We start from the raw sequence: 22,335 nt of genomic DNA on the forward strand, positions 1-22,335 counted from the left end.
GTCGGTACGTTGATGACGCCCATTATCAACGGTCAATTCGATGTTCTGATCAACACGGAAGGCGGGCGCATGACGCTGCTTGGCGTGTTAGTGGCGCTCATCGGCGTGGGGATTGTGACTCGTGCCGGGCAGTTGAAAGAGCGTCGAATGGGCATTAAGGCCGAAGAGTTCAACCTGAAAAAAGGTCTGCTGCTGGCAGTCATGTGCGGGATCTTCTCTGCCGGCATGTCCTTTGCAATGAATGCCGCCAAACCGATGCATGAAGCCGCTGCCGCCCTCGGCGTGGACCCGCTGTATGTCGCCCTGCCCAGCTACGTGGTAATCATGGGGGGTGGCGCGCTGATCAACCTGGGCTTCTGCTTCGTTCGTCTGGCAAAAGTCAAAGATCTGTCGATAAAAGCCGATTTCTCGCTGGCAAAACCCCTGATCATCAACAATGTGTTGATGTCAGCGCTGGCCGGTCTGATGTGGTATTTACAGTTCTTCTTCTACGCCTGGGGTCACGCACGCATTCCGGCGCAGTATGACTACATCAGTTGGATGCTGCACATGAGTTTCTACGTCCTGTGCGGCGGTATTGTCGGGCTGGTATTGAAAGAGTGGAAAAACGCGGGTCGACATCCTGTAGGTGTGCTGAGCCTGGGCTGCGTGGTAATTATCATCGCTGCCAATATTGTTGGAATGGGAATGGCGAGTTAACCGCTTTGATGGCTGAGATGACGCCACTGGCTTGGCGTCATCCCGGTTTCCCGCGTGAACACCACTGAAAAATAGTTACTGTCCTCAAACCCACATTGCATCGAAATCTCACCAACCATCAGGCGACTATGCTGGAGTAAATATTGCGCGTGGCAGACGCGTATCTGGCGCAAATACTGGTTGACGGTCATGCCGGTTTGGGAGCGAAACTGCTGGCGCAACACGCGTTCACTGCACACTTCCCGAACGCAAAATTCATCCAGCGAAAACGGACGCTCCAGACTGCCCGCCAGCGCAGTAATCAGTTTATCCAACAGCGTTTCACTTGAAGTAGCAGGCAGATTATCCGTGGCATAGCGATGGCGCTTCAGGATCATCACCAGTTGTCCAAACAGCAACTCCGCCATACCATTAGCCAATGGATCGTTCTGCTGGCTTTCATGCTCAAGTTGACTGATAACCTGCCGCGCCTGGGTCATACCTGCGCTGGTCAGACGCCAGTGCGGCTGCCATTGAGTGCCGTTAAATCCAGGTATCGCCTCTTCCCACCGCAGATTCAGCTTCAGCCGCTCCGGGCAATAGATGATGTTCTGCAATACCAGATCGTTAACAGATGTGTAGGAGTGTTTATCTTCGGCGCGAATGTAGAACAGGTCGCCGCGTGTAACGCGATACGGCCGTTCATTGAGTACATGCAAACCGTTGCCACGCCAGACCAGCACCAGTTCACAAAACTCATGGGTATGTTCCGCAAATACATTTTGCGGATAGCGATCGGCAACAGCAACAGCCTGCGCGTCGCCTGCAAAAAAGTCGGTTTTATGAAGAACGAGCTGATTTGCCACCACATCACCTCAACCAATAACAGCATAATATTATGCGTCAAGCGGTGGCAAAAAACGTTGATATACCCGTCATACTTCACGTGGCATCTGCGTTACTGCAGCAATGCGTCACGCCCCTGGCGGATATCACGCGGCGACCAGTCAAACTCGCGGCGAAACAGCGTCGAAAAGTGGTTACTATCGCCAAAACCGCAGCGATAGGCGATATCTGTAACACTGTCATCGCTATGGCGTAGCAGATGACGCGCTTTAATTAAACGCAGCCGGTTCAAATAGCGCTGTGGCGTCAGCCCGGTTTGTTGTTTCAACTGACGGTGCAATGTGCGTAATGAGAGCGAAAACCGATCGGCCACGGCTTCCCAGCAGACTTCTTCAGCAAAGTGATCTTCCAGCCAGGCCATCAGATGATTCAGTCGCGCATCATTATCCGCCGACCCTTCCATCAGGCTACTTCTGCGGAGCAATACCAGCAACTGCATAAACACGATTTCGCGATTAGCGACCGCTGGCGTATCCATCTCTTCATCGGGTTGCTCCAGTGAAGCAACCAGCTGGCGCACTTGCTGTAACACGCTCTGGTTTACCCGCCAGTGGGACGGGTACAGCCCATCCTGCTCCTGAGGCAAAAGTTGGTTCAGCCCTGCCAGAAACTGGAACGCATCCGGCGAACGATAGAGCACGTTGGTCAGACACAGGTTGTCAGTATGTTCATACATGTGTCGGTCATGATCGCGAACAAAACAGACGGTGCCACCGCTGATGGTATACGGCTGTCCGTTGAAAACATGAATTCCCGTGCCGTGTTCAACAATCACTATTTCATGAAAATCATGATGGTGTTCAGGGAAAGCAGACTGAGGAAGCCGGGGTTCAATGGCGATGGGGGCTTTACCTGACGGAAAAAAATCCACGCTGCGCAATAGGGTCATGATGGCTTCCTGACAAGGAGTGGAACATGACTGAAATAGTAATTAAGGGGCCGCCACCTCACCTTAAAGTTTTGACATGAAAGCGCGCATATCCGGTCATTTTTTCAAGACAGAGCAGGAAAGTTCACTAAATGCGGACGCCGTCACATCAGGTAAAAACAGGTTCATTATTGGAAACTGTGAACGTCATCACGTTCATCTTTGCTTTCTTGCCAGCGGCCAATTTTGGCTGTCAGTAGCAAGAAGGTACCTTTTCTCAGGGGTTCTTAGACTCATTGCCATCACTCCTGGAAGGACCTCATTATGACTTTTCGCCATTGTGTCGCTGTCGATCTCGGCGCATCCAGTGGACGCGTTATGCTGGCGTGTTACGACAGTGAACACCGCACCCTGACATTGCGTGAAATCCACCGTTTCGTGAATTGCCTGCAAAAAACAGACGGCTTCGACGCCTGGGATATCGACAGTCTGGAAGGGGCCATTCGTCTCGGGCTGGAGAAGGTCTGCGATGAAGGCATCCGTATTGACAGCATCGGGATTGATACCTGGGGCGTGGACTATGTCCTGCTGGATAAAAATGGTCAGCGCGTCGGTCTGCCCGTCTCCTACCGTGACAGCCGCACCACCGGCGTGATGCAACAGGCGCAGGCGCAACTCGGAAAAGATGACATCTATCGCCGCAGCGGTATTCAGTTTTTGCCGTTTAACACGCTATATCAGTTACGCGCACTGGTTGAACAGCAACCAGAACTGATCCCCCAGGTGGCACATGCCCTGCTGATTCCTGATTACTTTGCCTATTGTTTGACGGGCAAAATGAACTGGGAATACACCAACGCCACTACCACGCAGCTCGTCAATATTCATAACGACGACTGGGATGACACGCTGCTGGCATGGACCGGAGCGGATCCCGCCTGGTTTGGCACACCAACGCATCCGGGCAATGTCATCGGTCACTGGATTTGCCCGCAGGGTAATCAGATCCCGGTCGTTGCCGTTGCCAGCCACGATACCGCCAGCGCGGTGATTGCCTCCCCGCTGGCCGAGAAAAACAGCGCTTACCTCTCTTCCGGTACCTGGTCGCTGATGGGCTTCGAGAGCAGAACCCCCTATACCAATGACGCCGCGTTAAGCGCCAATATTACCAACGAAGGTGGCGCGGAAGGGCGCTACCGCGTGCTGAAAAATATCATGGGACTGTGGCTGCTACAGCGCGTCCTGAAAGAACGGCAGATTGCTGACCTGCCTGCGCTGATCAAGCAGACGCAGGCGTTGCCCGCTTGTCGTTTCGTGATTAATCCCAATGACGATCGCTTTATTAACCCTGCCGATATGTGCGCGGAAATTCAGGCCGCCTGCCGTGAAACCGGTCAACCCATCCCCACGCAAGATGCTGAACTGGCGCGCTGCATTTTCGACAGTCTGGCGTTGTTGTACGCCCGCGTCTTGCAGGAACTGGCCGAGCTTCGCGGTGAAGCCTTTACCGACCTGCATATCGTCGGTGGCGGTTGCCAGAATGCGCTGCTGAACCAGCTGTGTGCCGACGCCTGTGGTATCCGTGTGATGGCGGGTCCCATAGAGGCATCTACGCTCGGCAACATCGGTATCCAGCTCATGACGCTGGACGAACTGACCAACGTTGATGATTTCCGTCAGGTGGTGAGAACCAACTACGACCTGACAACCTTTATTCCTCATCCTGATAGCGAAATTGCCCGCCATGTTGCGCAGTTTCAATCCACACGACAGACAAAGGAGCTTTGCGCATGACTACTCAACTTGAACAAGCCTGGGAACTGGCGAAACAGCGTTATTCCGCCATTGGCATCGACGTCGAAGAGACCCTGCGTCAGCTCGATCGTCTGCCGGTATCAATGCACTGCTGGCAGGGCGATGACGTCGCCGGTTTTGAAAACCCGGAAGGCAACCTGACTGGCGGTATTCAGGCGACGGGTAACTATCCGGGCAAAGCGCGTAACGCGACCGAATTACGTGCCGACCTGGAGCAGGCGCTGAGCCTGATCCCAGGGCCAAAACGCCTGAATTTGCATGCGATCTATCTGGAATCCGACACGCCGGTCTCCCGCGACCAGATCAAACCAGAACACTTCCAAAACTGGGTGGAATGGGCGAAAGCTAACCAACTGGGTCTCGATTTTAACCCGTCCTGCTTCTCTCATCCGCTGAGCGCTGACGGTTTCACCCTTTCCCACCCGGACGCGAAAATTCGCCAGTTCTGGATCGATCACTGCAAAGCCAGCCGTCGCATCTCGGCGTATTTCGGTGAGCAACTGGGCACTCCGTCGGTAATGAACATCTGGATCCCGGATGGCATGAAAGATATCACCGTTGACCGTTTAGCGCCGCGCAAGCGTCTGATGGAAGCCCTGGATGACGTGATCAGTGAAAAACTGGACCCGGCGCACCACATTGACGCCGTAGAGAGCAAGCTGTTCGGTATTGGTGCAGAAAGCTACACCGTAGGCTCCAATGAGTTTTACATGGGCTACGCCGCCAGCCGTCAGACCGCGCTGTGCCTGGATGCGGGCCACTTCCATCCGACAGAAGTGATTTCCGACAAAATCTCCTCCGCCATGCTGTATGTACCGCGTCTGCTGCTGCACGTGAGCCGCCCGGTGCGCTGGGACAGCGACCACGTGGTGCTGCTGGACGATGAAACACAAGCAATTGCCAGCGAGATTGTGCGCAACGATCTGTTCGATCGCGTGCACATTGGCCTCGACTTCTTCGATGCGTCTATCAACCGTATTGCCGCATGGGTTATCGGTACCCGCAACATGAAGAAAGCGCTGCTGCGCGCGCTGCTGGAGCCGACTGCCGAGCTGCGTAAGCTGGAAGCAGAAGGTGATTACACCGCGCGTCTGGCGCTGTTGGAAGAGCAGAAATCCCTGCCGTGGCAGGCGGTATGGGAGATGTATTGCCAGCGTCATGATACGCCTGCGGGCAGCCAGTGGCTGGAGAACGTGCGCGCGTACGAAAAAGACATTCTGAGCAAACGCGGCTAACTGGCGCAATTGGTCTGTAGGCCGGATAAGACGCATCGCGTCGCCATCCGGCAATAAATAAAACACGAATGCCGGATGGCGCTGCGCTTATCCGGCCTACGTAAGACCCGACAGCGTTCGGGCCACAAACAGGAACACCGAACATGCAGAACATTATGAATTCCTGGTTCGTCCAGGGAATGATCAAAGCCACCTCTGACGCCTGGCTGAAAGGCTGGGATGAGCGCAACGGCGGCAACCTGACCCTGCGCCTGGACGATGCGGATATTGCGCCATTTACTGGCGATTTCCACGCAGAACCGCGCTATATCGCGCTGAGTCAGCCGATGCCGTTACTGGCGAATACCCCGTTTATCGTGACCGGTTCCGGTAAATTCTTCCGCAACGTTCAGCTCGACCCTGCGGCAAACATCGGCGTGGTGAAAGTCGACAGCGACGGTGCGGGCTATCACATCCTGTGGGGTTTGACCCACGAAGCGATGCCGACTTCCGAACTGCCGGCGCACTTCCTTTCCCACTGTGAGCGCATCAAGGCCACCGGTGGCAAAGACCGCGTGATCATGCACTGCCACGCCACCAACCTGATCGCCCTGACCTACGTGCTGGAAAACCGTACCGACGTCATTACCCGCCAACTGTGGGAAGGCAGTACCGAATGCCTGGTGGTCTTCCCGGATGGCGTCGGCATCCTGCCGTGGATGGTGCCAGGTACTGATGAAATCGGCCAGGCCACCGCGCAGGAAATGCAAAAACACTCACTGGTTCTGTGGCCGTTCCACGGCGTATTCGGCAGTGGCCCAACGCTGGATGAAGCGTTCGGTTTGATAGATACCGCTGAGAAATCTGCTGAAGTTTTAGTCAAAATCTATTCGATGGGTGGTATGAAACAAACGATCACGCGTGAAGAGCTGATTGCGCTCGGTAAACGTTTTGGCGTGACCCCGTTGGCCAGCGCCCTGGCGCTGTAACAGCAGCACCGCCCGCACCCGGCGACACGGAGACACTGCCGCCGGACATATAGCGATAATTTAAGGAGAGTAATCATGAGCTTTATGTTGGCACTTCCGAAAATCAGTCTGCATGGCGCAGGGGCAATTGGCGATATGGTTAACCTCGTGGCGAATAAGCAATGGGGTAAAGCGCTTATCGTCACCGATGGTCAACTGGTCAAGCTGGGTCTGCTGGATAGCCTGTTTGCCGCGCTGGATGCGCATCAAATGTCTTACCATCTGTTCGATGAGGTGTTCCCAAACCCAACCGAAGAGCTGGTACAAAAAGGGTTTGCAGCCTATCAGGACGCTGCGTGCGAGTACATTATCGCTTTCGGCGGCGGCAGCCCAATCGATACCGCCAAAGCAGTGAAAATCCTGACGGCGAACCCTGGCCCCTCAACCGCATATTCCGGCATCGGAAAAGTCAAAAACGCAGGCGTCCCGCTGGTCGCAATTAATACCACTGCCGGTACCGCAGCGGAAATGACCAGTAACGCCGTGATCATTGATTCTGCGCGCCAGGTCAAAGAGGTCATCATCGACTCAAACATCATTCCTGACATTGCCGTCGATGACGCCAGCGTCATGCTGGAAATCCCGGCATCTGTCACGGCCGCGACCGGTATGGATGCGCTGACGCACGCAATCGAAGCGTATGTTTCCATTGGCGCGCACCCGCTCACCGACGCCAACGCGCTGGAAGCGATTCGCCTGATCGCCCTGTGGCTACCAAAAGCGGTAGACGAGGGTCATAACCTCGAAGCGCGTGAGCAAATGGCGTTTGGCCAGTATCTGGCGGGTATGGCGTTCAACAGTGCCGGTCTTGGTCTGGTTCACGCGCTGGCACACCAACCTGGCGCCACCCACAACCTGCCGCACGGCGTCTGCAACGCCATCCTGCTGCCAATCATTGAGAACTTTAACCGTCCAAATGCTATTGCGCGTTTTGCTCGCGTGGCGCAGGCGATGGGTGTCGATACCCGCGGAATGAGCGACGAAGCAGCAAGTATGGAAGCGATCAACGCGATTCGCGCATTGAGCAAACGTGTGGGCATTCCGGCAGGTTTCAGTCAGCTTGGCGTAACCAAAGAGGATATCGAAGGCTGGCTGGACAAAGCGATGGCCGATCCGTGCGCGCCGTGTAACCCGCGTACCGCCAGCCGTGACGACGTCCGCGAGCTGTATCTGGAGGCATTATGATCCGTAAGGCTTTTGTAATGCAGGTGTATGCCGACACGCACGATGAGTATCAACGCAGGCATAACCCCATCTGGCCGGAACTGGAAGCAGTGCTGAAAGCACACGGCGCGCACCACTACGCGATTTATCTCGATAAAGAACGCAACCTGCTGTTCGCGACCGTCGAGATTGAGTCTGAGGAACGCTGGAACGCGGTTGCCAGTACCGACGTCTGCCAGCGTTGGTGGAAACATATGCGTGAAGTCATGCCGACTCACCCGGACAACAGCCCGTTGAGCACAGAGTTAAAAGACGTGTTTTATCTGGAGTGAACATCATTGCCCGGTGGCGCAAGCTTACCGGGCAAATAACAGGTCAGCAGACCGAATAAAGCGCTTATGCGCCGCCATCCGGCATTACGCAGCGTTCAATTAATTTTGCTCAGCCACCAGAATAGCCTGCGTATCCGTCTCCAGCGCTTTGAAGATATGCTCCTGATCGGCGGGGTAACAAATATAATCGCCTTCGTTTAACTCTTCTGGCGCTTCCGTCAGACCGACCAGCGCTTTTCCCTTCGTCACAATAATGTGTTCAATCGACCCCGGCGAATGTGGGTGCGAAATGCGATCCGCCCCAGGTTGCGTCAACAGCAGATAGATGTCACGCCGTGCGCCGGGTGGGCAAGCTGCCAGCAAAATCGCCTGATAATGAGCCTGCTCAGCCACTACTTTGGTGCCTTCACCGCAACGAATCACCTGCGTTTTTTGTACCTGGGGTTCAAGTAAGCGTGCAAAAGGAATATCCAGCGCAACGCAGAGCGACCAGAGTGTTTCCAGGCTAGGATTACCATTCCCCGCCTCCAGTTGCGAAAGCGTGGATTTGGCAATCCCTGCCCGCCGGGCGATTTCTGCCAGCGACAAACCTGTACGTTGACGCTCACGCACCAGGCTTTTGGCAATCACGCTGATGGGTTGTGTCATACACGACTCCATGTTTTTTATATCGAACGAATCGTTCGTCTTGTAATGCAAATCTGTTGCGTTCATTATAATGGAAATTCGTTCGATATGGCTAAATAACATGAAGCACTTTCTCTCTTGTCTCAAAGGAGACACGATCAAAGCGATATTTTTAGTCTGTCTGGCCGTGGGGGTTGTCGGCATGTCCTACGGCTCACTGGCGATGGCCTATGGTTTCCCTCTCTGGGTACCGTTTGTGCTCTCCATCACCGTACTGGCTGGCGCATCCGAATTTATGTTCATTGGGATCATCGCCAGTGGGGGTAACCCGCTGGCTGCTGCGGCAGCCGGTTTACTGGTCAATGCGCGACACATCCCGTTTGGCGTTACGGTCCGCGATCTGGTGGGCACGCGCGCAGCCAGCTTTCTCGGTTGCCATATTATGAACGATGAAAGCGTGGTCTTTGGCCTGTCGCAAAAAACCGCTGAACAACGTAAAGCCGCCTATTGGCTGTGCGGTGCAGGTGTAGCTATTTTATGGCCGCTGGGCACACTGCTTGGCGCAGTGGTTGGCAAAATGCTACCCGATCCGGAAACCATCGGTCTGGATGCCGTATTCCCGGCCATTTTATTGGCACTGGTGATCCCGGCATTCAGGAATCGAACCACGCTGATCCGCGCCTGTAGCGGGGCGACACTCTCGCTCGCCGCCGTTCCTTTTGCTCCCGTGGGACTGCCTGTACTGCTTTCCCTGCTTGGCTTACTGACGAGGAAAAAATAATGGGCAACATGACGCTGTTTATCATTGGCATCGCCATCCTGTCGGCAGGCACCTATCTGATGCGACTTGGCGGGGCAAAACTCGGAAGTCGCTTAGCCCTTTCTGAGCGTTCCCAGGCATTACTCTCCGACGCGGCCACCGTCTTGCTGTTTTCTGTGGCGCTGGCGACCACCTTTTATGAAAGCGATCATTTTGCCGGAATGGCGCGCGTGTTGGGCGTCGCCTTTGCCGTATTTTTAGCCTGGCGCAAAATGCCATTGATTGTCGTGATTATTGCGGCAGCCGTGGTCACTGCATTGCTGAGACTGGCGGGCATAAACTAAAAAAGCGCCTCAGAGGCGCTATTTCGATAGTTGACTGGGCGGCTTATTTCAACAGTTCGGCAGTCATATGCACGTGGTTACCAGTGTAAGCCTGGGTGATTTTGTAGGCGCTGGCACCCGCTTGTTCAGCCTGAGCGGCAATTTTCGCTTCAGCGCTTTCCAGCGTCGGGCCTGTCGCGGTAATCGACTGAGCAGCGAAAGAACCGAAAGAGGTAGCGAGAGCGATAACTGCGACAAAAGTTTTGATGCTTTTCATGATGTAACCCTTTTAATTTAGTTGTCAGGATAAGGCAGCATGCCTTGATGTGATAAATATTAGCCGTCACATCACACAACTAAAAGCGGAAGGATTTGCCAAAGTTATTCAAATTAATTGATTGTTATTTTACACCACAATCAATCGCTGCGGATGGGTATAAATCGTCGCTCTGCCCGGTTTGCAAAACCCCACCAGCGTCAGATTACAGCGTTCGGCGACGTCAATCGCAAGCGTGGTGGCGGCGGAAACGGCGAACAGGATCTCGACGCCGCACATCGCTGATTTCTGCACCATCTCATAGCTGGCGCGGCTGGAAACCAGCGCGGCCCCGCTTCGCCAGGTATCATCTTCCCTGCCACGCCGGCCCAGCAGTTTATCAAGTGCAACGTGGCGCCCCACATCCTCATGCCCTCCTGCCAGATGACCAGAGGGCAGAACCCATGCCGCGGCGTGAGTACAACCCGTGAGTTGCCCAATTGGCTGAAAATCGCTCAGATGCCTGAGGGCATGATCAAGGTTTGCAAGATCAAACGTCTGGGTAAATGGCAGAGGTTGAACGGGTTTACCGATATCGTTGAGTTGCTCAACGCCACAAACCCCGCAACCGGTTCTTCCGGCTAACGCCCGGCGTCGCTCTTTAAGCCCCATGAAGCGACGGCTGGAGAGTTCAACCTGGACTTCAAGACCGTTACAGGAAGGCACAACCTCCATCCCATAAATATCGCGCGGGTGGTCGATAATGCCTTCAGAAAGTGAAAAGCCCATCGCAAAGTGCTCAAGATCTTTTGGTGAAGCCATCATAACGACGTGAGAAATCCCGTTGTATACCAACGCAACGGGCACTTCTTCAGCGACCTCATCCGGCTGAGGATGTTGTAAATCCTCACGTTTCCATAGGGCCACCTGGCGACACCCTGCGACACTTGTCACACTTTTGATCTCTTCGGGATGTATCTTATTCACTTTCTTTTAACCGTATAAGAACACGCATACCAACATTGTGGTATTCTTTACAAACCCCTCCTGGATGGAGGGAAATTATCCCAATTCTGGACCTTTACGGGCATATCCGTAAAGAAAAATAACAACCACTCCCCGCGCATCTGGATACAAATGTAAAAGGGAAGTGACAATGTCGAAACAAGGAGCAAACCATGCAGGTCAGCAGAAGGCAGTTCTTTAAGATCTGCGCTGGCGGTATGGCAGGCACCACGGCAGCGGCACTGGGCTTTGCGCCCGGCGTAGCGCTCGCGGAAACACGGCAATATAAACTGCTGCGCACCCGTGAAACCCGTAACACCTGCACTTACTGTTCCGTCGGCTGTGGACTGTTAATGTACAGTCTCGGCGATGGAGCTAAAAACGCCAAAGCATCTATCTTCCACATCGAAGGCGATCCGGACCATCCGGTAAACCGCGGTGCTCTCTGCCCGAAAGGGGCTGGCCTGGTGGACTTCATTCACTCGGAAAGCCGCCTGAAGTTCCCGGAATACCGCGCGCCAGGCTCTGATAAGTGGCAACAAATCAGTTGGGATGAGGCATTTGACCGCATCGCCAAACTGATGAAAGAAGACCGCGACGCCAACTACGTTGCACAAAACGCCGAAGGCGTCACCGTTAACCGCTGGCTCTCCACCGGGATGCTGTGTGCATCCGCTTCCAGTAATGAAACCGGCTATTTAACACAAAAATTCTCCCGCGCGCTGGGTATGCTCGCGGTCGACAACCAGGCACGCGTCTGACACGGACCAACGGTAGCAAGTCTTGCTCCAACATTTGGTCGCGGTGCGATGACCAACCACTGGGTCGACATCAAGAACGCCAACCTGATCGTGGTGATGGGCGGCAACGCCGCTGAAGCTCACCCTGTAGGGTTCCGCTGGGCGATGGAAGCCAAAATTCACAACGGCGCGAAGCTGATTGTGATCGATCCTCGTTTCACGCGTACAGCGTCGGTGGCCGATTTCTATGCGCCAATCCGTTCCGGTACTGACATTGCCTTCTTGTCAGGCGTCATGCTGTACCTGCTGAACAACGAAAAATTCAACCGCGAATATACCGAAGCCTATACCAACGCCAGCCTGATCGTGCGTGAAGATTTTGGCTTTGAAGATGGCCTGTTTACCGGCTATGACGCGGATAAACGCAAGTACGACAAAACCAGCTGGAACTATGAGCTGGACGAAAACGGCTTCGCTAAACGTGATACCACCCTGCAACACCCACGCTGCGTGTGGAACCTGCTGAAACAGCACGTCTCCCGCTACACGCCAGATGTCGTAGAAAACATCTGCGGAACGCCGAAAGCCGACTTCCTGAAAGTCTGCGAGTACATTGCAGAAACCAGCGCGAAAGACAAAACCGCCTCGTTCCTGTATGCGCTGGGCTGGACACAGCACTCCGTTGGCGCGCAGAACATCCGTACTATGGCGATGATCCAGTTGCTGCTCGGCAACATGGGGATGGCAGGCGGCGGCGTTAACGCCCTGCGTGGTCACTCCAATATTCAGGGTCTGACCGACCTGGGCCTGCTGTCGCAGAGTCTGCCGGGCTACATGACGCTGCCAAGCGAGAAGCAAACTGACCTGCAAACCTACCTTGCCGCCAGCACGCCAAAACCACTGCTGGAAGGTCAGGTGAACTACTGGGGCAACTACCCGAAATTCTTCGTCTCAATGATGAAGGCCTTCTTTGGTGATAAAGCGACAGCGGAAAACAGCTGGGGCTTTGACTGGTTGCCGAAGTGGGACAAGGGTTACGACGTCCTGCAGTATTTCGAGATGATGAGCGAGGGCAAGGTCAACGGCTATATCTGCCAGGGCTTTAACCCTGTAGCTTCATTCCCGAACAAAAACAAAGTAGTGGCGTCACTTTCCAAACTGAAATTCCTGGTGACGATTGACCCGCTCAACACGGAAACATCTACCTTCTGGCAAAACCACGGTGAGTCGAACGACGTTGATCCGTCAAAAATCCAGACTGAAGTGTTCCGTCTGCCGTCTACCTGCTTTGCCGAAGAGAACGGTTCTATCGTGAACTCCGGTCGCTGGCTGCAGTGGCACTGGAAAGGCGCGGATGCCCCGGGTGATGCGGTCACTGATGGCGAAATCCTTGCGGGTATCTTCCTGCGGCTGCGCAAGATGTATGCCGAACAGGGTGGCGCCAACCCGGAACAAGTGCTGAGCATGAGCTGGAACTACTCCACCCCACATGAGCCGGCTTCGGAAGAAGTGGCGATGGAGAGTAACGGTAAGGCGCTGGCCGATATCATCGACCCGGCAACCGGTGCCGTGATCGTCAAGAAAGGCCAACAGCTCAGTTCGTTCGCACAATTGCGTGACGACGGCACCACCTCCAGCGGTTGCTGGATCTTCGCCGGTAGCTGGACGCCGGAAGGCAACCAGATGGCGCGTCGCGATAACGCTGACCCATCAGGCCTCGGCAATACGCTGGGCTGGGCGTGGGCGTGGCCGCTCAACCGTCGTATTCTGTATAACCGTGCTTCCGCTGACCCGCAGGGCAACCCGTGGGATCCGAAACGCCAGATCCTGAAATGGGATGGCGCTAAATGGAGCGGGATGGATATTCCGGACTACAGCGCCGCCGCACCGGGCAGCAATGTCGGGCCGTTTATCATGCAACCGGAAGGGATGGGCCGCCTGTTTGCTATCGATAAGATGGCGGAAGGACCGTTCCCGGAACACTACGAGCCGTTTGAAACGCCGCTGGGCACTAACCCGCTGCACCCGAACGTTATCTCCAACCCTGCCGCCCGTATCTTTAAAGGCGACAAAGAAGCGCTGGGTAAAGCCGATAAATTCCCGTACGTCGGGACCACCTATCGTCTGACTGAACACTTCCACTACTGGACCAAACATGCGCTGCTTAACGCTATCGCGCAGCCGGAACAGTTCGTGGAGATCGGCGAGAAGCTGGCGAATAAACTCGGCATCGCCCATGGCGATACCGTGAAGGTCTCTTCCAACCGTGGCTACATCAAAGCCAAGGCGGTAGTGACCAAGCGTATTCGCACGCTGAAAGCAAACGGCAAGGATATCGATACCATCGGTATTCCTATTCACTGGGGCTACGAGGGCGTGGCGAAAAAAGGCTTTATCGCCAATACGTTGACGCCGTTCGTTGGTGATGCGAACACGCAGACGCCGGAATTTAAGTCCTTCCTGGTGAACGTGGAAAAGGTGTAACGGAGACGACTTATGGCTTATCAATCGCAAGACATTATCCGTCGTTCCGCGACTAACGGTTTCACCCCCGCGCCTCAGGCGCGGGACCATCAGGAAGAGGTGGCGAAGCTTATTGACGTCACCACCTGTATCGGCTGCAAAGCCTGTCAGGTGGCCTGTTCTGAGTGGAACGATATTCGTGATGAAATCGGTAGCAACGTCGGGGTGTATGACAACCCGGCGGATTTAACCGCCAAATCCTGGACGGTGATGCGCTTCTCGGAAGTGGAGCAGGACGACAAACTGGAATGGCTGATCCGCAAAGACGGCTGTATGCACTGCGCCGATCCGGGCTGCCTGAAGGCGTGCCCGGCAGAAGGCGCGATCATTCAGTACGCCAACGGCATCGTCGACTTTCAGTCTGAACAGTGCATCGGCTGTGGTTACTGCATTGCTGGCTGCCCGTTCAACGTGCCGCGACTGAACCCGGAAGACAACCGCGTCTACAAATGTACGCTGTGTGTTGACCGTGTGAACGTCGGGCAAGAACCGGCCTGCGTGAAAACATGTCCGACGGGTGCGATTCACTTTGGCACCAAAGAGGATATGAAAACGCTGGCGGGTGAACGCGTGGCCGAACTAAAAACGCGTGGCTACGACAATGCGGGTCTGTACGATCCGGCAGGCGTTGGCGGTACGCACGTGATGTACGTGCTGCACCATGCCGACAAGCCGAATCTGTACCACGGGCTGCCGGAGAACCCGGAAATCAGCGCAACCGTGAAGTTCTGGAAAGGCATCTGGAAACCTCTCGCAGCGGTCGGCTTTGCCGCGACCTTTGCAGCCAGTATCTTCCACTACGTTGGCGTAGGTCCGAACCGTACGGAAGAGGAAGATGACAATCTGCACGAAGAGAATGACGAGGTGCGCAAATGAAACGACGTGACACCATCGTGCGCTACTCCGCGCCGGAACGTATCAACCACTGGGTCACCGCCTTCTGCTTCATCCTGGCGGCGGTGAGCGGGCTGGGGTTCTTCTTCCCCTCCTTCAACTGGCTGATGCAGGTAATGGGCACTCCACAACTGGCGCGAATTCTGCACCCGTTTGTGGGCGTGGTGATGTTTGCCTCGTTCATCATCATGTTTTTCCGCTACTGGCACCACAATCTAATCAATCGGGATGATATCTTTTGGGCGAAGAATATTCGTAAGATCGTCGTCAACGAGGAAGTCGGTGACACCGGGCGGTATAACTTCGGTCAGAAATGCGTATTCTGGGCGGCGATTATCTTCCTGGTGCTGTTGCTGGTGAGTGGTGTGATCATCTGGCGGCCGTACTTTGCGCCTGCTTTCTCAATCCCGGTGATCCGATTCGCGTTAATGCTGCATTCATTTGCCGCAGTGGCGTTAATTGTGGTTATCATGGTGCATATTTACGCCGCCCTTTGGGTGAAAGGCACCATTACCGCGATGGTGGAAGGATGGGTTACCAAGTCGTGGGCGAAGAAACATCACCCGCGCTGGTACCGTGAAGTTCGCCAGAAACAGGAAAAGTCATCTGAATGAGTATTCGCATAATCCCGCAAGATGAGCTGGGTTCGAGCGAAAAACGCACGGCGGATATGATTCCGCCGTTGTTATTCCCCAGACTCAAAAATGTATATAACCGCCGTGCTGAACGTCTGCGCGAGCTGGCCGAGAATAACCCACTGGGCGATTACCTGCGCTTTGCCGCGCTGATCGCGCATGCCCAGGAAGTGGTGCTGTACGATCATCCGCTGGAGATAGATCTCACCGCACGCATCAAAGAGGCGAATGAGCAAGGTAAGCCGCCGCTGGATATTCACGTTTTACCGCGTGATAAACACTGGCAGAAACTCCTGCTTTCACTGATTGCCGAGCTGAAACCCGAAATGAGCGGCCCGGCACTGGCCGTGATTGAGAATCTGGAGAAGGCGTCCTCTCAGGAACTGGAAATGATGGCCAGCGCACTGTTTGCCTCTGACTTCTCGTTAGTGAGCAGCGATAAAGCGCCGTTTATCTGGGCCGCGTTGTCACTCTACTGGGCGCAGATGGCGAGCCTGATTCCGGGGAAAGCCCGTGCTGAATATGGCGAGCAACGCCAATTTTGCCCGGTGTGCGGCTCAATGCCAGTCTCCAGCGTTGTGCAAATTGGCACGACCCAGGGGCTGCGTTACCTGCACTGCAACCTGTGCGAAACCGAGTGGCACGTGGTGCGCGTGAAATGCAGCAACTGCGAACAGAGCCGTGATTTGCACTACTGGTCTCTTGATAATGAGCAGTCAGCGATTAAAGCGGAAAGTTGCGGTGACTGCGGCACTTACCTGAAGATTCTGTATCAGGAAAAAGACCCGAAAGTAGAAGCCGTTGCCGACGACCTCGCCTCACTGATTCTGGACGCACGTATGGAGCAAGAGGGCTTTGCCCGCAGTTCTATCAACCCGTTCCTGTTCCCAGGAGAGGGGGAGTAAGCTCCCTTACAGTACCGGGCGGCGCAAGTCGCCCGAGTTACAGTGCATAGGGCATCACGACGCCAGGTATTCCCGCAAAATCCTTCGTATTACGCGTGACCAATTCAAGACGGTGAATTTGCGCTGTCGCCAGAACGATCGCATCCGGAAGTTTCATCGCATACTCCTGGCGCAAAGCAACACTTCGCTCGGCGATCTCCTGTGAAACACCAATGACGTTAAATGCGCTCATTGCAACCCGCGTGCGATGTTCCTGATTGTATTTCCTGGCACCAACCAGCACTTCCATCCAGGTGATAAGGCTTATCGCGTTTTGTGGCGGCCACGACTCCAGTGCTTGCTTTGCTTCTTCTCGCCCGCTGAACAGATCGATTAAAATATTGGTGTCAAAAAGTGCCGGGCCTTTAGCCATTACCACTCCCCACGCAGTTTGCGCTGGTATTCAACGCCATCTTCTTCACAGCCTTGCCACAAGCCAAGCGCGTTAGAAATCGTTGTTTCTGCCTGATCTTGCCTTTCCAGATACTGCTCGACCGCTTCCCGCAACAGTTCCGCGCGAGGAAGATTGCGCTGCACCTTGAGGTCATCCAGCCGTTTAATCACTTCATCTGATAAATCGAGTAAAATTCTGCCCATATCCAGTCCAGCCATTATGCTCATATATATCTCCAGTATATCATCAGAGGTTAAAACACGAGCAATTTACACCCAGGATATTTTTAAAAATAGTATGTTTGTGGAGGTATTTTTACTTTTGCGAGCACCTTTCCAGAATTCATTTTTCCCTGCCTCCCCTATTCCCATCCGCCAAAAGTGAGCGTATAAAACTGTACATCCATACAGCGAAAAAGGATTTCACCATGACACTGGAAAAAGGTATTGCAGAGCAAGTTGCAGCGTTTATCGCAGCGGGTCGCCCCTCTTCACGTCAACAGAGTATTGATGAACGGAGGGCGGGTTACATCGACAGTACCGTTCTGGCCGGAGAGGCTGAATCACGAGTCCATATCCAAACTGTCGAACGGGAAGGGATGTTGTTTCGCATCTATTCACCGCTTCGTGGCCCCGCGACTCTGCCCACGGTTATCTACTACCACGGTGGCTGTTTTGTTAGCGGTGAGTTTGCCACTCATGACAAACAGCTGCGCCAGTTGGCGTTTTATGGTGAATGTCGGGTGATCGCTATCCAGTATCGACTGGCACCAGAACACACTTTTCCCGCGGCTCATGATGACGCTCTAAAAGGGGCAGACCAGATCTGGCAACATGCCGAACTGTTTGGCGTGGATAAACATCGCATCACTCTTGCGGGCGATAGCGCAGGCGGACATCTGGCGTTGGTGACGGCCTTACGGCTCAAAGCTGCAGGAGAGTGGCTACCTGCACAACTCATCCTGATTTACCCCATGCTCGACGCAACGGCTTACTTTGAAAGCTATACCTGCAATGGAATGGATTACATCATCACCCGCGATACGTTGCTGAGCGGTTATGAGATGTATCTTTCGGGTATCGATCCCCACCATCCTGAAGCCAGCCCGCTGTGGCGAGATGATTTCTATGGCCTGCCGCCTGTTCATATCATTACCGCAGAATTCGACCCGCTATGTGATGAAGGCGAAGCGCTGTACTCGCGCATGACAGAACAAGGCGTCAACTGCACTGCACAACGCTGGTCCGGCGTGATACATGGTTTTTTCCAGTTGGCGGGAGTGAGTCGATCTGCGCGAGACCTGATGAGAGATGTAGCCTGGCGCTGTGCCGCACCAGGCCGGGAATAGCAGAGAAGCGTTTACTCTTCTTCGTTGCCGCCCTCTTCATACGCGCCAAACGGCTTCGCGGGTAGCACAATGTAGGTGCCTTCAAACACCGCACCCGACACATCATCACCGAAGAGTTCAACCTGCATCTGAACGCGCGCTTTGCGGCCTCTTGCCAGACGATCCAGATCGCCGCTCAATGAGCCTAAATCAGCGACTGCGCTCGGCTTGCCGCTGATGGGCTTACTGTAGCGAATATGGGCATCAGCAAGAATAATCGTGCCGCCAAGATGGCGTTCGCGCAGCATTAACCAGATAAGCCCCCACCCCGTCAGCGTTGCCAAAGAGAAAAGACTTCCGGCAAATAGGGTGTGATGCGGATTCTGGTTACCCATTTCAGGCATGGTGGTGATAAATTTTTGCCCGGTGTACTGCTGAATACGCACCCCCATTTTCTCACTCAGAGGGATGTGCTCATACCAGGCGCGCTGAAGCTGCCCGCACCAGTCGCCGCGATGCAGAATGTCATCCAGTGTGGCAACGGGCTTAATCATTAAAAAGTGTCGAACCGGTGTGGTTTGCGGCGTGGTGATTTCGCCCTGATTAACAAAACCCAGTTTGGCGAAAAACTCGACCGCGTCTTCACGGGCACTACAGGTAACGCGTTTAACCCCTTCCTGGCGCGCGACAGATTCCAGGGTCATCGCCATCAATGTGCCCAGTCCCTTCTCCTGCACCGCAGGATCAACGGCCATAAAGCGGATAGAGGCTTCGTTGTCGGCATTGATATATAACCTGCCAACAGCGACCAGATTCCCCTCTTCGTCGACGACCATTTGATGATGCGCCATGGCGTCCCAGGCATCGCGTTCGGAGCCTTTTGGCTGATGCAGAGGCTTACGCAACATTTCCCAGCGGAACTGATAGTAACGCTCTAATTCTTCTTCTGTTTGCGGTACTCGAAGGTGATACATAGCTGTACTCTCTCTTGTTACCCGCGGCCACACCGGAAGCTGGTTCATACCTGTAACCAAAACGTCACGGGGCCATCATTAACCAGCGAAACCTGCATATCAGCAGCAAAACGCCCGGTTTGCGTGTTCATTTCCTGTTGGCGGCAACGCTCAACAAAGTATTCATATAGCGCTTGTGCACAATCCGGCGCGGCGCCTTTCGAAAAACTCGGACGCATACCGCGCTCGGTATCGGCTGCCAGCGTAAACTGTGAAACCACCAGCACGCTGCCTCCCGCCTGCTGCACGTTCAGGTTCATTTTGCCTTCGGCATCACTGAAAATTCGATAGCCCAGTACGCGTTCGCACAAGCGGTTCGCTTTCTGTTCGTCATCATCCTTTTCGACACCCAATAACACTAAAAGTCCTGGGCCAATTTCACCCGTCACCTCTCCCTCCACGGTGACGCTGGCACGGGTTACGCGCTGAATTAATGCAATCATGGTTGGTCTGCTTCTTCTTGTTCTGCGGCTAGTTTGAGTTTTCGGTATTCCCCGAGAGTGACAGTTATTTCTGCACCAAGCAAGACGATACACCACGTCCAGTAAACCCAGACAAACAAAATTGGGATCACCGCCAGTACACCGTAAATGAGCTGATAAGAGGGGAATGTGGTGATATAGAGCGCAAATCCTTTCTTCCCCGCCTCAAACAGAATGGCGGCGACAAACGCCCCGACAATCGCATCCCGGTTCGGAACGCGCGTGGTGGGAACAACGCTGTACAACAACCAGAATGAGATCCAGGAAAGCAAAAGCGGAAAAATGCGCAACACATCATCAATCACGCTATTGAGTTCACTGGCCCAGCGAAGGGAGAGTAAATATGAACTGATCGCCAGACTGGCACCAGCCAGCAGCGGGCCCAGCGTCAGGATCATCCAGTAAACGGCAAAAGAGTAAACTTTTGGACGCGTGCGTTTGCTGCGCCAGATGGCATTCAACGCACTATCAACAGCATACATCAGCAACAGCGCCGTCACGATCAGCCCGCAGGCCCCCACCACCGTCATTTTGTTTGAGTTGGCGACAAACTGTTCGATATAACGCTGAATGACATCCCCCGTCGCCGGGAGAAAGTTGGAGAAGATAAAGTGACGAAGTTGAAGACTCACGTCGGAAAACATGGGAAATGCAGCGAAAAGGGCAAAAACAACGGCAATGAAGGGCACCAATGAGAGCAACGAGACGTAGGCAAGATTACCCGCCAGGGTCGTCATATTGTCTTCATCAATGCGCTGCCACAATAACTTAAGCCAGGCCCATATTGGACGCGTGTGATGCCTGGCTTTTTGGTGAACGTTTTTTAGCATAACAACTTCGCGAAATAGTCCGGGATGGTTGTTTTGTCGGTCACCCTGATGCTGGTGATCCCCAACTGGTTAGCCCCTTCTATATTATCGCCGTTGTCATCAAAAAAGACGGTATCATCCGCAGAAAAACCTTCTGACTGCAGGACATGCTGGTAAATACGTGCTTCCGGTTTACGCATCCCCAGTTCCTGAGAAAGATAAATATGGTCGGCAGCCTGGCAAACTTCCGGGTATTCGCCCGGCCAGAATGTGGTATGCAGTCTGTTAGTGTTAGAAAGAACAACAACGCGATGCCCTTGCTCACGCAGCTTTTGCATAATGCCAATAACGTCCGGGCGAATGCCGACGAAAACGGCCTGCCAGCCATGAGAAAATTGTTCGTAACTCAGCGGCAGCGCCATTTCATGACAAACAGCTTCGGCGAAATCCTCGTCAGTGATTTCACCCCGTTCATGCTGGCGAAAAGCCTCTCCCATCGTAAAACTGTGTTTCAACGAAGCCAGCGGGACACGGCTCAGATCACTCCAGGTGCCTAACACGCGGTTGAAGTCGATATCGACAATCACATTACCTAAGTCAAAGATATAGAGCATGTTCTTCTCCTTGCTAGCCGTGGATGAATAACTGTAGCGGGAAAGGAGAAGTTTGACTATGTGCCCCATCGTGAAACCGGTAACAGTTATATCTGAAAAAAGACGATGACCTGCATCGCCTTGTTTTCCTGGTGTCACATTTAGAAACTGTATTTACCCCCGTATATCTATAACTGTTGTCGCCAACCTGTGGAACTGCGCTTAATCCAGTCGGGCAAGCCGACACAGAACGGATTTATTGAGAGCTTTAATGGTCGCTTTCGCGATGAATGTCTGAATGAGCACTGGTTCAGCGATATCGTTCACGCCAGGAAAATCATTAATGACTGGCGGCAGGACTATAACGAATGTCGCCCACATTCAGCACTGAATTATCAGACGCCATCAGAGTTTGCAGCAAAGTGGCGAAATGGGAAATTAGGCAATAAAAGAACTGATATTACTAACTGACAGTTGTATAGAATAATGGGGACAGGTCAAATCCTAACGATTGTTCTGGAAAAATGCTAAAGCTGTGGTCAATTTTTGTTGACCACTACATTTAAGATTGATAATAAAAAAACCGGTAGGATCTTACTTACCGGTTTTTTCTCTTTTCATAATTAAAACTAGCAAGGTATCAAACAACCATGTAACTCCCAGCGCTAAAAGCGATGTTATCGTGATGTAGATATGTATCTCATACATATTCAAAAAATGTATTTGTTCATATAGTTCCCAGCCCAACAAGGAAAATACACCCCTTGCAAAACAGTCAATTAACTCCATTAAGCCAATAAGAAACGGAATGAACGTAAAGGTAACCAAATAAATAATGCCACCGAGGTGCACATTCCAGTTAAATGGATGAAATACTCGTAACATAAATAAATACACTACATAGCAAGTGGCAATATACATACAGAACCACGCCGTCATTTCACTGCCATGAACGTCGTGTAAATATAAAAAATTTAAACCTAAAATCGCAAAAGTGATGGATGT

At 53.5% G+C, this 22,335-nt stretch carries 24 protein-coding genes and 1 pseudogene; 14 read left to right on the forward strand and 11 right to left on the reverse strand.

Features of this window, described 5'->3' with window-relative positions; all coding sequences use genetic code 11:
- Positions 1–699, forward strand: a 699-nt coding sequence (locus CJP72_RS12505; protein ID WP_162381552.1) for an L-rhamnose/proton symporter RhaT, incomplete at its 5' end; no start/stop codon positions are given.
- On the opposite strand, the gene rhaR is transcribed toward CJP72_RS12505, so the two are convergent.
- Both rhaR and rhaS read right to left on the reverse strand, forming a co-directional pair.
- Positions 696–1,544, reverse strand: a complete 849-nt coding sequence (rhaR, locus tag CJP72_RS12510; RefSeq protein WP_162381554.1) for an HTH-type transcriptional activator RhaR — start codon at positions 1,542–1,544, stop codon at positions 696–698. The two genes, CJP72_RS12505 and rhaR, sit on opposite strands and share 4 nt — an antisense overlap.
- 92 nt (positions 1,545–1,636) lie before the next feature.
- Positions 1,637–2,473 carry an HTH-type transcriptional activator RhaS gene (gene rhaS / locus CJP72_RS12515; protein WP_162381555.1) on the reverse strand — a complete coding sequence of 279 codons (837 nt, stop codon included), beginning with the start codon at positions 2,471–2,473 and terminating at the stop codon, positions 1,637–1,639.
- A 303-nt stretch (positions 2,474–2,776) separates the two neighbouring features.
- On the opposite strand from rhaS, the gene rhaB reads away from it, so the two are divergent.
- The 5 genes from rhaB to rhaM all read left to right on the forward strand — a co-directional run bounded on the left by rhaB (position 2,777) and on the right by rhaM (position 8,005).
- Positions 2,777–4,246 (forward strand): rhamnulokinase, encoded by a 1,470-nt coding sequence (gene rhaB, locus CJP72_RS12520; RefSeq protein WP_162381557.1) that lies wholly within the window; start codon positions 2,777–2,779, stop codon positions 4,244–4,246.
- The gene (rhaA, locus tag CJP72_RS12525; protein WP_162381558.1) at positions 4,243–5,502 is read left to right on the forward strand and encodes an L-rhamnose isomerase; all 1,260 of its coding nucleotides are present in this window, start codon (positions 4,243–4,245) and stop codon (positions 5,500–5,502) included. The genes rhaB and rhaA overlap by 4 nt, the downstream gene beginning before the upstream one ends.
- A gap of 143 nt (positions 5,503–5,645) precedes the next feature.
- Entirely contained in the window at positions 5,646–6,470 is an 825-nt protein-coding gene (gene rhaD / locus CJP72_RS12530; protein ID WP_162381560.1) for a rhamnulose-1-phosphate aldolase, read from the forward strand.
- Positions 6,471–6,545: 75 nt separating this feature from the next.
- Positions 6,546–7,694, forward strand: a complete 1,149-nt coding sequence (gene fucO / locus CJP72_RS12535; protein ID WP_162381562.1) for a lactaldehyde reductase — start codon at positions 6,546–6,548, stop codon at positions 7,692–7,694.
- Positions 7,691–8,005 (forward strand): L-rhamnose mutarotase, encoded by a 315-nt coding sequence (rhaM, locus tag CJP72_RS12540; protein ID WP_162381564.1) that lies wholly within the window; start codon positions 7,691–7,693, stop codon positions 8,003–8,005. Before fucO ends, rhaM begins: the two co-directional genes overlap by 4 nt.
- Positions 8,006–8,104: 99 nt before the next feature.
- On the opposite strand, the gene CJP72_RS12545 is transcribed toward rhaM, so the two are convergent.
- The gene (locus CJP72_RS12545) at positions 8,105–8,653 is read right to left on the reverse strand and encodes a helix-turn-helix domain-containing protein (RefSeq protein ID WP_162381566.1); all 549 of its coding nucleotides are present in this window, start codon (positions 8,651–8,653) and stop codon (positions 8,105–8,107) included.
- Between the two features lie 100 nt (positions 8,654–8,753).
- On the opposite strand from CJP72_RS12545, the gene CJP72_RS12550 reads away from it, so the two are divergent.
- Both CJP72_RS12550 and CJP72_RS12555 read left to right on the forward strand, forming a co-directional pair.
- A complete protein-coding gene (locus CJP72_RS12550) occupies positions 8,754–9,413 on the forward strand; it encodes an AzlC family ABC transporter permease (protein WP_162381568.1) in 660 nt (219 codons plus the stop codon).
- Positions 9,413–9,736, forward strand: a complete 324-nt coding sequence (locus CJP72_RS12555) for an AzlD domain-containing protein (RefSeq protein ID WP_162381570.1) — start codon at positions 9,413–9,415, stop codon at positions 9,734–9,736. The genes CJP72_RS12550 and CJP72_RS12555 overlap by 1 nt, the downstream gene beginning before the upstream one ends.
- A 43-nt stretch (positions 9,737–9,779) precedes the next feature.
- Here the strand turns inward: CJP72_RS12555 and CJP72_RS12560 are convergent, their stop codons facing one another.
- Positions 9,780–9,992 (reverse strand): DUF1471 domain-containing protein, encoded by a 213-nt coding sequence (locus tag CJP72_RS12560; protein WP_162381572.1) that lies wholly within the window; start codon positions 9,990–9,992, stop codon positions 9,780–9,782.
- Positions 9,993–10,121: 129 nt separating this feature from the next.
- Positions 10,122–10,958 (reverse strand): formate dehydrogenase accessory sulfurtransferase FdhD, encoded by an 837-nt coding sequence (gene fdhD, locus CJP72_RS12565; protein WP_162381574.1) that lies wholly within the window; start codon positions 10,956–10,958, stop codon positions 10,122–10,124.
- A gap of 191 nt (positions 10,959–11,149) precedes the next feature.
- Here fdhD and fdnG point away from each other — a divergent pair, with 191 nt between their 5' ends.
- Genes fdnG through fdhE form a run of 4 tightly spaced genes read left to right on the forward strand, consistent with a single transcriptional unit; the run spans position 11,150 to position 16,673 of the window.
- Positions 11,150–14,200, forward strand: a complete 3,051-nt coding sequence (gene fdnG, locus CJP72_RS12570; RefSeq protein WP_162381576.1) for a formate dehydrogenase-N subunit alpha — start codon at positions 11,150–11,152, stop codon at positions 14,198–14,200.
- Positions 14,201–14,212: 12 nt separating this feature from the next.
- On the forward strand, positions 14,213–15,115 hold the full coding sequence (fdxH, locus tag CJP72_RS12575) for a formate dehydrogenase subunit beta (RefSeq protein WP_162381578.1): 903 nt from the start codon (positions 14,213–14,215) through the stop codon (positions 15,113–15,115).
- Complete coding sequence (gene fdoI / locus CJP72_RS12580) at positions 15,112–15,747, forward strand: formate dehydrogenase cytochrome b556 subunit (protein WP_162381580.1); 636 nt, start codon at positions 15,112–15,114, stop codon at positions 15,745–15,747. Before fdxH ends, fdoI begins: the two co-directional genes overlap by 4 nt.
- Positions 15,744–16,673, forward strand: a complete 930-nt coding sequence (fdhE, locus tag CJP72_RS12585) for a formate dehydrogenase accessory protein FdhE (RefSeq protein WP_162381582.1) — start codon at positions 15,744–15,746, stop codon at positions 16,671–16,673. Before fdoI ends, fdhE begins: the two co-directional genes overlap by 4 nt.
- A 37-nt stretch (positions 16,674–16,710) precedes the next feature.
- Here fdhE and CJP72_RS12590 read toward each other — a convergent pair whose 3' ends face one another.
- Together CJP72_RS12590 and CJP72_RS12595 are read right to left on the reverse strand one after the other, a co-directional pair.
- Positions 16,711–17,085, reverse strand: a complete 375-nt coding sequence (locus CJP72_RS12590; RefSeq protein ID WP_162381584.1) for a type II toxin-antitoxin system VapC family toxin — start codon at positions 17,083–17,085, stop codon at positions 16,711–16,713.
- Complete coding sequence (locus CJP72_RS12595) at positions 17,085–17,327, reverse strand: ribbon-helix-helix protein, CopG family (protein ID WP_162381631.1); 243 nt, start codon at positions 17,325–17,327, stop codon at positions 17,085–17,087. The genes CJP72_RS12590 and CJP72_RS12595 overlap by 1 nt, the downstream gene beginning before the upstream one ends.
- Positions 17,328–17,533: 206 nt before the next feature.
- On the opposite strand from CJP72_RS12595, the gene CJP72_RS12600 reads away from it, so the two are divergent.
- A complete protein-coding gene (locus tag CJP72_RS12600) occupies positions 17,534–18,454 on the forward strand; it encodes an alpha/beta hydrolase (protein WP_162381586.1) in 921 nt (306 codons plus the stop codon).
- An 11-nt stretch (positions 18,455–18,465) separates the two neighbouring features.
- On the opposite strand, the gene fabY is transcribed toward CJP72_RS12600, so the two are convergent.
- The 4 genes from fabY to yihX are packed head-to-tail and all read right to left on the reverse strand — an operon-like array spanning position 18,466 to position 21,351.
- Complete coding sequence (gene fabY, locus CJP72_RS12605; protein WP_162381587.1) at positions 18,466–19,407, reverse strand: fatty acid biosynthesis protein FabY; 942 nt, start codon at positions 19,405–19,407, stop codon at positions 18,466–18,468.
- A gap of 44 nt (positions 19,408–19,451) precedes the next feature.
- The gene (gene dtd / locus CJP72_RS12610) at positions 19,452–19,889 is read right to left on the reverse strand and encodes a D-aminoacyl-tRNA deacylase (protein WP_162381589.1); all 438 of its coding nucleotides are present in this window, start codon (positions 19,887–19,889) and stop codon (positions 19,452–19,454) included.
- Positions 19,886–20,758: a virulence factor BrkB family protein gene (locus CJP72_RS12615; protein ID WP_162381591.1), complete on the reverse strand. Its 873-nt coding sequence runs from the start codon at positions 20,756–20,758 to the stop codon at positions 19,886–19,888. Before CJP72_RS12615 ends, dtd begins: the two co-directional genes overlap by 4 nt.
- Positions 20,752–21,351, reverse strand: a complete 600-nt coding sequence (gene yihX, locus CJP72_RS12620) for a glucose-1-phosphatase (RefSeq protein ID WP_162381593.1) — start codon at positions 21,349–21,351, stop codon at positions 20,752–20,754. Before yihX ends, CJP72_RS12615 begins: the two co-directional genes overlap by 7 nt.
- Positions 21,352–21,540: 189 nt before the next feature.
- Between yihX and CJP72_RS12625 the strand changes: the two are divergent.
- Positions 21,541–21,801 (forward strand): annotated as a pseudogene (locus CJP72_RS12625) (integrase core domain-containing protein); the annotation flags it as partial.
- Positions 21,802–22,335: the final 534 nt, after the last annotated feature.

Source organism: Citrobacter sp. NCU1 (assembly GCF_010231475.1).
Lineage (GTDB): Bacteria > Pseudomonadota > Gammaproteobacteria > Enterobacterales > Enterobacteriaceae > Citrobacter_D.

Bases quoted from the DNA above. Each gene is read 5' to 3' on its own strand.
- CJP72_RS12615 (WP_162381591.1), bottom strand. From the start codon at position 20,758: ATGCTAAAAAACGTTCACCAAAAAGCCAGGCATCACACGCGTCCAATA.
- fabY (WP_162381587.1), bottom strand. From the start codon at position 19,407: ATGTATCACCTTCGAGTACCGCAAACAGAAGAAGAATTAGAGCGTTAC.
- rhaM (WP_162381564.1), top strand. From the start codon at position 7,691: ATGATCCGTAAGGCTTTTGTAATGCAGGTGTATGCCGACACGCACGAT.
- CJP72_RS12600 (WP_162381586.1), top strand. From the start codon at position 17,534: ATGACACTGGAAAAAGGTATTGCAGAGCAAGTTGCAGCGTTTATCGCA.
- CJP72_RS12590 (WP_162381584.1), bottom strand. From the start codon at position 17,085: ATGGCTAAAGGCCCGGCACTTTTTGACACCAATATTTTAATCGATCTG.
- fdoI (WP_162381580.1), top strand. From the start codon at position 15,112: ATGAAACGACGTGACACCATCGTGCGCTACTCCGCGCCGGAACGTATC.
- dtd (WP_162381589.1), bottom strand. From the start codon at position 19,889: ATGATTGCATTAATTCAGCGCGTAACCCGTGCCAGCGTCACCGTGGAG.
- yihX (WP_162381593.1), bottom strand. From the start codon at position 21,351: ATGCTCTATATCTTTGACTTAGGTAATGTGATTGTCGATATCGACTTC.
- CJP72_RS12550 (WP_162381568.1), top strand. From the start codon at position 8,754: ATGAAGCACTTTCTCTCTTGTCTCAAAGGAGACACGATCAAAGCGATA.
- fdhE (WP_162381582.1), top strand. From the start codon at position 15,744: ATGAGTATTCGCATAATCCCGCAAGATGAGCTGGGTTCGAGCGAAAAA.
- CJP72_RS12560 (WP_162381572.1), bottom strand. From the start codon at position 9,992: ATGAAAAGCATCAAAACTTTTGTCGCAGTTATCGCTCTCGCTACCTCT.
- rhaS (WP_162381555.1), bottom strand. From the start codon at position 2,473: ATGACCCTATTGCGCAGCGTGGATTTTTTTCCGTCAGGTAAAGCCCCC.
- rhaB (WP_162381557.1), top strand. From the start codon at position 2,777: ATGACTTTTCGCCATTGTGTCGCTGTCGATCTCGGCGCATCCAGTGGA.
- rhaD (WP_162381560.1), top strand. From the start codon at position 5,646: ATGCAGAACATTATGAATTCCTGGTTCGTCCAGGGAATGATCAAAGCC.
- rhaA (WP_162381558.1), top strand. From the start codon at position 4,243: ATGACTACTCAACTTGAACAAGCCTGGGAACTGGCGAAACAGCGTTAT.
- fdxH (WP_162381578.1), top strand. From the start codon at position 14,213: ATGGCTTATCAATCGCAAGACATTATCCGTCGTTCCGCGACTAACGGT.
- fucO (WP_162381562.1), top strand. From the start codon at position 6,546: ATGAGCTTTATGTTGGCACTTCCGAAAATCAGTCTGCATGGCGCAGGG.
- CJP72_RS12555 (WP_162381570.1), top strand. From the start codon at position 9,413: ATGGGCAACATGACGCTGTTTATCATTGGCATCGCCATCCTGTCGGCA.
- CJP72_RS12545 (WP_162381566.1), bottom strand. From the start codon at position 8,653: ATGACACAACCCATCAGCGTGATTGCCAAAAGCCTGGTGCGTGAGCGT.